Origin of the sequence: Devosia psychrophila, assembly GCF_000971275.1 — a bacterium.
In the GTDB taxonomy this organism is placed as follows: Bacteria; Pseudomonadota; Alphaproteobacteria; order Rhizobiales; family Devosiaceae; genus Devosia; species Devosia psychrophila.
The window spans coordinates 1-5,554 of the sequence record NZ_LAPV01000070.1 but is presented as its reverse complement, the minus strand read 5'-3'; the positions used below and the strand labels follow the sequence as shown (position 1 = coordinate 5,554).

5 protein-coding genes and 1 pseudogene are annotated in these 5,554 nt (G+C 59.0%); 3 read left to right on the top strand and 3 right to left on the bottom strand.

What is annotated here, in order from left to right:
• Both WH91_RS05585 and WH91_RS05580 read left to right on the top strand, forming a co-directional pair.
• Positions 1 to 302: pseudogene (locus WH91_RS05585) on the top strand (transposase); the annotation flags it as partial.
• Positions 303 to 391: 89 nt separating this feature from the next.
• Complete coding sequence (locus WH91_RS05580) at positions 392 to 877, top strand: TspO/MBR family protein (protein WP_046170022.1); 486 nt, start codon at positions 392 to 394, stop codon at positions 875 to 877.
• Between the two features lie 73 nt (positions 878 to 950).
• Here the strand turns inward: WH91_RS05580 and WH91_RS25290 are convergent, their stop codons facing one another.
• Entirely contained in the window at positions 951 to 1,148 is a 198-nt protein-coding gene (locus WH91_RS25290; protein WP_244542497.1) for a DUF427 domain-containing protein, read from the bottom strand.
• A gap of 458 nt (positions 1,149 to 1,606) precedes the next feature.
• Between WH91_RS25290 and WH91_RS05570 the strand changes: the two genes are divergently transcribed.
• Positions 1,607 to 2,146: a biliverdin-producing heme oxygenase gene (locus WH91_RS05570; protein ID WP_046170021.1), complete on the top strand. Its 540-nt coding sequence runs from the start codon at positions 1,607 to 1,609 to the stop codon at positions 2,144 to 2,146.
• Positions 2,147 to 2,151: 5 nt separating this feature from the next.
• Here WH91_RS05570 and WH91_RS05565 read toward each other — a convergent pair whose 3' ends face one another.
• Entirely contained in the window at positions 2,152 to 4,329 is a 2,178-nt protein-coding gene (locus WH91_RS05565) for a histidine kinase dimerization/phosphoacceptor domain -containing protein (protein ID WP_046170020.1), read from the bottom strand.
• A 569-nt stretch (positions 4,330 to 4,898) separates the two neighbouring features.
• The gene (locus tag WH91_RS05560) at positions 4,899 to 5,381 is read right to left on the bottom strand and encodes a response regulator (protein ID WP_342028138.1); all 483 of its coding nucleotides are present in this window, start codon (positions 5,379 to 5,381) and stop codon (positions 4,899 to 4,901) included.
• Positions 5,382 to 5,554: the final 173 nt, after the last annotated feature.

The window sequence follows — 5,554 nt, the reverse complement described above, 5'->3', positions numbered from 1 at the left end:
GTTCATTCTGATCGCGGTGCCCATTATCGCTGGCCAGGCTGGTTATCCAGGATTGCTGACGCGAAGCTGGTTCGCTCAATGTCCCGCAAGGGATGCTCGCAAGATAACGCTGCGTGCGAGGGGTTTTCGGCAGGTTGAAAACAGAACTCTTCTACCCTCGGGATTGGACCGCCACCACGGTCGAGCAGTTCGTTATCGAGGTTGATTCCTACATCCGCTGGTACAATGAGAAGCGCATCAAGATATCCCTTGGCTCTCTTAGCCCAATCGAATACCGACAAAGTCTTGGCATTACAGCATAACCGGTCTAAGTTTTCGTCCGCATCCCCCCGGGTCAGATCCAAACGGCAATCAACACTATGGTAGCGAAAAACTGGTAAATTCGGCTTAGATGGACATTGCTTCGATCATTGGACTCGTTTGCTTTATCGCCGCCAGTTTCCTCGCGGCGCTCATGGGCGCATTGTTTCGTCCCGGCGAATGGTACGAGCGACTGAAGAAGCCGTCCTGGCGGCCGCCGAACAGGCTTTTCGCGCCGGTGTGGACCGTCCTCTATTCGATGATTGCGGTTGCAGGTTGGCTGATCTGGCGGGAAGCCGGATTTGCCGGCGCAGGCTTGCCCTTGGCGGTCTATGCCTTGAAGCTCATTCTCAATGCCGCGTGGTCGCCACTCTTCTTCGGTCTGCACCGCCCCGATCTCGGCTTCGTTGATATCGTTCTGGTCTGGATGTCCATCATCGCGACCATCGTGCTTTTCTATCCGATCCACGTCGTCGCCGCGCTGCTCCTCATGCCCTACCTTGCGTGGGTTACGTTCGCCACTGCGCTTAATTTCGCCGTATGGCGTCTGAATTCGGTGCCGCCGCCGCGAACATAACCGGGCGGCGAAGATATCAAAACCACCGCCGCCTCGCCGACTGCCCGCCCGTCACCACAGGCTGATGCCCGCGCTACCTTGAAAGGGCCTGCGACATCAGAAGAACCCACCCGCCATAGAAATTTCCGGGTTGCGTCGTCACGCGCTCGTCATCGACAAAGCAGCCGTCAAAAGGCCATGCGTAAAAAGCCACGTGATCACGCAAGGATCTGAAGGTCGGGTTCGGATCGGGATAGCTCCAGGTCACATCGCGCAGCGTTTCGTCACGCACGATGACATCGAAGTCGATCGTTAGCCCTTCCACTCGCAGAAAGAGCGACGGCGCGACGCCGGGTAAGTGTCTAAACCGGAACGACTTGCTGCACACCTTGCAAGCCGCGCTGGACTTTGAGCTGAACACCTGCGAGCGATAGGCGTTGGGTCGCGCGTTGTCGGGCAGGTTCTCAGCGACGCCTGGCGGCAGTGCTTCTCCCTCGACTGGGTGGATAGACAGCGCGCCGGGCAGACCACCGCTTCGGTGGCATTGGTGGCATCAACAACCCGGAATCCGGCAACTTCGAGATCATCGACGATAGCGAGGCGGATGGGCGCCTCGTCCTCGACGACGAGAACTGTGACGAGCTTTTCAGTCATTGGAGGGCCGATCGGTGAGATTAAAGTGGATTGGCCTGCCGCGAGCCCGAAACGTGATACCCTTGTTGCAACGGCGCCAGAGCCAAAGGATGCATAATGATCGCCGCCCATGCCGTGCTTCGTGCAGCGACGACGGACAATCACCAACAAGTCGACGCTGCCTTTGCCCATTTCGATCTGGCCGATCGCCGGTCCTATGGCGTCTTCCTGAGGGCGCACGCCCGAGTACTTGGTGCTATTGAACCCGCCTTGATTGATGGACCTGCCGGGTTCCCACAGGTCCGCACTCGACTCGACCATCTCACGTCCGATCTGGCTGGCCTCGCAACCCCTTGGCCAGATCTGGTGCCGCTGCGTGGCCCGTTCAATGCTGCAGCGTTGTGGGGCATGCTCTATGTGGCCGAAGGGTCGCGCCTGGGCGGCGGCGTTCTTGCCGCACGCGTCGGGGGCGCTATGCCCAGACGGTATCTGGCGGCGGTGCATGGCAAAGGCGAATGGCGCGCCGTTCTGATGGCGCTCGATGCGGCGGCGGCGGATCGGCCGCAGGCTTGGCACGACCATATGATCGACGGGGCTCGGCGCACATTTGATCTTTATACGCACAGTGCGGCGGTCGATAGACCGGCCCTTGCTTGACTCGATCAAGCGCCGGTCTCTTCAATGGGCGCGGTGACGACAATCTGCAAACCAGGATTGCCCTCGTTGTAGGTGATTGTCCCTGCCAGCCGATCGACCATTGCCTTCATCATCCGCGTGCCAAAGCCGGCGCCTGGTTTGTGATCGCCTCGGCCCTTGTCTGCGACGATAAGAGTGAATCGGCTTCTATGCCGATCCAGCCTAACCGATAGCGGACCCGGTTGGCCGGCATAGGCATATTTGTTCGCATTGATGATGAGTTCGGTCAGCACCAGCCCGATATTGATCGCCCGATCGGCGGAAATCAGCAAACAGTCGAAATTGGCGCTAAAATGCTTTTGCCAGCCGTCGCCCATCGAGCCTTGGATATCAAGACACAGCTCTTCGAGGTAGCGGCCCAGATCGATGGTTTCGAAGTTATCGTCGCGATAGAGCCGCTTGTGAACCAGCGCAACGGCCGACAGGCGGCGCTGGGCCTCGTCGAGCTGGAGCGTCAGCGCTGCGTCATTGACCGATCGCGCCTGCATGTTGAGGAAGGACGACACCAGTTGCAGGCTATTCTGAACGCGGTGGTTGACCTCCTTGACCAGATAATCCTTCTGGCGAAGAAGGCTTTCCTTATCGGCAAGGATGGCGGCAAGTTCGCGATTGAGCTCCTGCAGTCGACGGCTTTTCCTGGCGTCGAACAGGGCATTGCGCAACCTTTGAGCCGCTTCAAGCTCAGCCAAAGTCCAGGCTCTGGCTTTGCCACGCACCGTCTCGCTCCAGGCTTCGAACGAAGCGCGCGGCGTGAGCACGGCCTTGGGGTCGCCCGGAACCGCTTTGTGTGGATTGCCCGCCCATTCGATCACCTGCAGGTGCTCGGCGCGGAACCAGATGAACAGACCGGTTTCCTCGCTGGAGACGGCGATGGCAAGCACGCCGCTCGCGCAGTCCTGATACGCTTGGGCCGGGGGGAACAGCACGGACAATGCGCTGGTGCGGAAGGCGTCGACGGTGGGCTGCTTGCTTAGCCAGGTTGCCAGGTCGAGGACCTGTTTGGGCGTCGGACAGGTGCCGGCGATCTCAATCTGCTGGCCACGGACTGTGGCAAAGCCCTCGGCACCGAGCATTTGTCGCATGTCTTCCCGTGTCGCCGAATCCGGCTGATCAAGCGGACCGTGGCGGTCGAGATGGGCCACGATGGTGTCTTCGGCGCTGCGCAGGCGCAGCCGTTCGCGATAATGTTCCCCATCCTCCTTGGCCCTGATTTGACGGGACATGCTGCTGGCCAGCGCGCTGCAAGCAATGCGAACGTCGTAGGTCAGGTTCTTCGCCTTCAGGTTATGGCAGGCGACCAACCCCCATAGGATGCCATCCCTGACGATTGAGACAGAGGCTGAGGCACCGACCTCCATGTTCTTAAGGTACTGGATATGAATTGGCGAGACGCTGCGCAGGGACACATCGCTCAAGTCGACAAATTGGTGACCTGCCGAAGCCGGTCGTATGACCGCTGGTGCATAGGCAACATCTGGAATGACACGGACGCGGTTGCGGACATAGAGCGCGCGCGCCTGGCGCGGGATGTCGGACGCGGGAAAATGGTGATTCAGGAACGAATGCAGCTCTGGCGCTTGGGCCTCCGCTATGACGCAGCCGGCATCATTGTCGAGGAAGCGATAGACCATCACCCGGTCAAAGCCGGTTAGTTGGCGAAACAGGAGCGCCGCTTCTTGGCACAGGGTGGCTATATCGGCAGATTGAGCAAACTTCGTGCCGGCGTTGTCGAGCAGGGTTAGGACCTCGCCCGAGGCGGCTGGCTGCAGCGGTGCCGGTTCGAGCTGGACCAGGATCAAGTCGCTGGAGTGATGCAGCGACACATCGAAGATTTCCGAACTGCCGCGGACTGGAACCAGCGACACCGAACGGCCGATGAGGCGCCCGGTCGGCTCGATTACGCTATGGACATCTTGGCCTAAGAGGTCATCAAGTGTTTTGCCAAGCCATTGCGGGTCGAGCCGGTTTTCGACGTCGCCAGCCGCAGCAGTGACATGCAAGGTCCGTGCGTCGGCGATGAGCAGTAGTCCATGCGGCTGGATCGACCCTGGTACATGAATGGGCTCAACATCGCACAGCGTAAGATCGGGTTGGGTCGGTGTTCTCGCCGGAAAGGCGGTAGCGTCTACAGCGGAAGTGGGCAAGGGCTCACCAGCGTTGAGCCCTCAGGTGAGTGACTGTCAAGAAGACTAGACGCCGTTATCGTGGCTTTAGCAACGGACCTTGAAAAATACATGCCAGATGGCGTTCGCAAGCGTATGGCAACGTCCGGGTTGGCGCCCATTAGTTTCCTCCTATGTGGGAGTAAAATGGCACAGGCATTGTATCTGGTCGTTCAACGGTCTGAGCAATGGTGGGTGATGCTTGTTGGGACGCGGGGCCCTTTGCCGCAAACAACTGGCCATAGACAGTACGGTCGCCAGCGCCAAACTGTTCGAAAGCTCCGGGGACACCTCGTAAGTCGCTGTCGATGAGCCGGACTACGGGATACCCACTGTCTATGAAAGCCGGCAGTGGCCAGCCGCCGTGACACAACCCTGGTCCAATGGTCAGACAGAGGCCAGATCACCAAGCTCAAGCTGGTCAAACGCCAGATGTATGGTCGTGCCAAACTCGATCTGCTCAAGCGCATCTTGTCGGAGTGCAATGACCGGAAACGTCATCGAAATTGCGTCACAGCCCTTATCCGACGCCGATTGACAGGCCTGGTTTCCTAGTTGGATCGCGACATTTGTCGCATAGTTGTGACGATCTCATGAGGGTTGTAAGGCTTGGCAAAAAACCTGGCTTCCACCGGCAGGTCATCAAGATTGACCTGACGATGTCCCGACGTGACGACGATTTTAATCGGCGGCCATCGATGCCGAACGGCCGCTGCGAGCTTCAGGCCATCCATTCCGCCGGGCATATCAACATCGGTGAACATGATGGCAATACGTGGGGTTGAACCCAGAATTGCGATGGCGTCGTCAGCGCTCTCCGCCTCGAAGACCTCAAACCCATGTTCGTCGAGAAAGTCGACTATACCCATACGAACGAGAGCTTCGTCTTCGACGACCAGAACTGCAACACGACAAAGCCCCATCTGTTCAAACCCGATTTTGGAGAAGAGCTGCGGTTGCAGCTCGAGGTTTGACGCTGTCGGTCGGTGCGACCAGGGAACACACAACCCCTTCCGATCGGTAATCGATCCCAACAATTCCAGCAAAGTCGGCGGCGAGTACTCTTGTGATCAGACGTGAGCCGACACGGTGGAGCCGAAGTTCAAGGTTCCTGCGCGGCCCAGCAAGCTTGATCGGTTTGCGCAAAAGCTCTCCGACTGGCTGCGCGTGGAAGCCGGTAAATCGCGCAAGCAGCGGCGCACGGCCA